At 73.6% G+C, this 3,347-nt stretch carries 4 protein-coding genes; 1 reads left to right on the forward strand and 3 read right to left on the reverse strand.

All coding sequences use genetic code 11. From position 1 onward, the window contains the following. The 3 genes from ACWDCZ_RS39650 to ACWDCZ_RS39660 form a co-directional block, all read right to left on the reverse strand. A partial coding sequence (locus tag ACWDCZ_RS39650) for an FtsK/SpoIIIE domain-containing protein (protein ID WP_449818507.1) occupies positions 1 to 1,516 on the reverse strand: 1,516 nt, incomplete at its 3' end. Positions 1,517 to 1,607: 91 nt separating this feature from the next. Continuing rightward, complete coding sequence (locus ACWDCZ_RS39655) at positions 1,608 to 2,105, reverse strand: WXG100 family type VII secretion target (protein ID WP_449818508.1); 498 nt, start codon at positions 2,103 to 2,105, stop codon at positions 1,608 to 1,610. Beyond that, entirely contained in the window at positions 2,105 to 2,407 is a 303-nt protein-coding gene (locus tag ACWDCZ_RS39660) for a WXG100 family type VII secretion target (protein ID WP_049655551.1), read from the reverse strand. Before ACWDCZ_RS39660 ends, ACWDCZ_RS39655 begins: the two co-directional genes overlap by 1 nt. A gap of 240 nt (positions 2,408 to 2,647) precedes the next feature. Between ACWDCZ_RS39660 and ACWDCZ_RS39665 the strand changes: the two genes are divergently transcribed. After that, entirely contained in the window at positions 2,648 to 3,283 is a 636-nt protein-coding gene (locus ACWDCZ_RS39665) for a hypothetical protein (RefSeq protein ID WP_049655550.1), read from the forward strand. Positions 3,284 to 3,347: the final 64 nt, after the last annotated feature.

The raw sequence follows: 3,347 nt of genomic DNA on the forward strand, positions 1-3,347 counted from the left end.
TGGTGCGCAGCAGTTCGCTCTTGCCGGAGCCGGTGGCCCCGACGATCAGGCCGTGCGGGCCCATGCCGCCCTGGGCGGACTCCTTGAGGTCGAGCAGCACCGGGTCGCCCTCGCCGGACAGGCCGATCGGCAGGCGCAGCAGCCGCTCGTCGCCGGCCGGGATCCAGCTGACGGACGGGTCGAAGGCGGCCACGTCGGGGGTGCCGAGCATCTCGGGCAGGGTGATGGTGCGGGCCAGCAGCTGCTCGGGCTCCTCGGACAGGCTCAGCGGGGCCAGCGCCCGCGCGGTGAGCTCGCAGAGCTCCGGGGCGGGGGCGTCCGCGACGGCCCCCTCGACCCGGCTGTACAGCTCGGTGTTGCGGCCCTCCAGGACCAGCGAGCCGTCCTCGCCCACCCGGGCGCGCACCTCGGTGCGGGTGGGCTCGTCGCGCTCGGCGCCGACCAGGCAGATCACGGTGATGCCCAGGTCGGGCCCGGCCGATTCGAGCAGGGAGGTGGCCACCGGGCCGCGGGCCCAGGCGGCGGCCGGGTCGTACGGGTCGAGCAGGACGACGAGCCGTCGCATCACCGGGGCGGGGGCTCCCGCCAGGACGGGCCGGCGGGTGGTCCGCTCGGCCTGGGCGCGGGTGATCGCGCCCTCCAGGGCGTCGGCGAGCGCCTCGAACTCGGCGGCGACCAGCGGGACCACACCGGCCGGGCTCGGGGCGCCGGTCTCGTGGGTGTGCGGGAGCCACTTGGCCCACTCCCAGTCGGGGTCGCCGCCGGTGCAGACCACGACGGTGACGTCGTCGGGGGCGTGCAGCACCGCGAGCTGGCAGAGCAGCGAGCGGGCCAGCGCCCTGGTCCGGTCGGCGGGGCCGAGCAGGCTGAGCACGCCGGTCCTGACCAGGTCGACCAGGGCGGGCTGGCGGCCGACCGTACCGGCCTGGTCGACCACCCGCTGCGCGGCGGCGTGGGTCTGCTCGTCGTACTCCGCGAGCGGGTCGTTGCGGGTGCCGAGCTGGATCGGGGTGGCCAGCGGGCCCTGCCCCTGGCCCAGGCGCAGCTGCAGGAAGTCCTTGTCGGTGGCGCGCCGTTCCCAGACCCGGCGGCGGCGCTCGGCGAGCGCCCAGAGCCGCTCCGGCGAGGGGTGCAGCCAGCCGGCCGCCAGCCGCTGGCTGTCGGCGACCTGGCGGGCCGTCTTCTTGACGTCGGTCAGGTAGCGCAGGTAGCGCTCGCGCTGGCGGTCCTTGGTCTGCCGGGTCGCGCTGCGCATCTGGTGGCGGACGGCGAGGGTGGCGGCGATCGAGATCAGCACGAAGCCGACGCCCAGCGCGATCAGCAGCGGGTTGCGGTACATCACCATGTAGGCGGCCATGCTGATGCTGCTCATCAGCGGCAGCAGCAGGGAGAGCCAGGTGCTGGCCGAGGAGTTGGCGCCCTGCGAGGTCTGCGGCGGGGCGGGCAGCACCACGCGCTGGTCGGGCAGGGCCGGCGGCAGGGCGCGGGTGGGCCGGTGGAAGGGGATCCTGCTCACCTGGTTGTGCCTCTCGGTGCTCGACTGCGGCGGTGGTGCGGCGGGCCCTGGCGCGGGGGCGCGCCGGGGCCGGGGCGGGGGTCGGGCGGGGTCAGAAGATCTCGGCGACCACGGTGTTGCTCTTGTCGTTGACGAGGTTCGACGGCGCCGGGTTGTAGGCGTTCGGGTCGCCGGTGCCCGTCGAGGGGGCGCCGATGGCGGCGGTGAGCGGCGCGAAGAGCTTGGTGACGATGAAGTCCTCGGCGTGGTCGTAGTTGGCGGCCGCGCTGCCCACGGCGATCATCAGCCGCTGGAAGACCCCGTCCGCGCCGTCGGGCTTGGCCTTGGTCTTGGTCCCGACCAGTTCCGCCATGCAGGCGTTCCACTGGTCGAAGATCGCTTTGGCCTGGTCCGCGGTCTGTCCCGCCCAGCCCAGCTTGAGGTCGGCGAGGGTCTGCTCGATCGTGACCAGGCTGTCCAGGATGCTGTTCAGGGAGGCCTCGACGGTGGCCTTGGCGGCCGCCATCTCGTGCAGCGGGATGGTGAGCTTGACCGTGTCGTAGTCGGGCGTGACCGGAGCGGGGGTGCCGGGGTTGGGTTCGACGCTCATCAGGCGCGCACGTTGTTGTAGTTGGCCAGTTCCATGTCGTGGTACATCCGGTAGGCCGACCGCATCCGCCTGGTCATCTCGTCGAGCAGGTTCTGCAGGTCGACCATGTCGTCCTTGTAGACCTTGGTGATGGCGGCGAAGGAGGTTCCGGCCGGGCCGATCCAGCCGGTCTCCAGGGGCGCCAGGGCCGTCGCGATCGCGTCGATCTCCCCCTTGATGTTCTCGCTCTCGGCGCCCAGCGTGCCGGACGCTTCGAGCAGTTGCTGCAGGTCGACCTTGAATTCCTGCAAGGTGTAGGCCACGGCAGGCGCTCCCCGGGGGCTCGTCGTTCGGCCGGTCCGCACCGGTCCGGCCCGGCCCGATCCGCGTACGGCTGGTCCACGTACGCACGTCGGCCCTGCGGAGTCTAGGCAGCGGCCGGACGCGCGGGACAGACCCGCTTTCTGTCCCCCCGGCGTCCCCGAACGGGGACCTCCCGCCCCGGGCGGCCGGTGGGCGAGGATGGCCCTGTTCACTGCCCGCTCCCTGCTCCGGAGGTCCGCGTGGTCGCCCCGATCAACTCCCCGATCTACGTCCCGTCGCCCGAGGACGGCGGCGGCGGAGACCCCAAGCCGGGCGGGGGCGCGGCCGACCCGACCCTGAAGATGCTGTGGGAGAACGGCTACGTCCCGGGCTTCAACGAGGGCTTCACGAACCCCGCCAACGCCCCGTCCGGGACCGGCCCGTCCGGGACCGCCCCCGCGCCGCCCAGCCACGCGTCCTTCTCGGTGGACCTGTCGACGGTCTACTCCGTCATCGTCAGCGGGGCGTCCACCACCTCCGGGGTGGTGGACGCCTACAACGCTCTGAAGGCCAAGGTGGACGCCGTGGTCGCCAGCGGCACCTTCTGGGGCCAGGAGTTCGCCCCCGTCGGGACCTGGTACGACAACTCGGGGATGGCCGGCGGGATGGGCCCGATCGCGCGGACGGGGCCCATCCCGGACAAGGGCGTCCAGAAGGCCGCCCAGAAGTTCGCGCCGATCATCAACCCCGAGCTGCAGACGGCGCTGCGCCAGGTGGCCGACGCCGTCGAGATCTACGGCGTCTACCTGGCCCGGCTGGACCTGGCGGGCCAGGCCTACGCGTCCGCCGACCACGGGTCGATCCTCCCGGAGGTCGCGCCGAGGCCGACGGCCTGACCGGTCGCCGGCGCCGTGCCCCGGGGCGGGGAGCCCCAGGCGCCGTGCGCCGGGGCGGGGAGCC

This window comes from Kitasatospora sp. NPDC001225 (genome assembly GCF_053597855.1).

Excerpts from the sequence above, each read along its gene's own strand:
- ACWDCZ_RS39655 (WP_449818508.1), bottom strand. The coding sequence starts at position 2,105 with ATGAGCGTCGAACCCAACCCCGGCACCCCCGCTCCGGTCACGCCCGAC.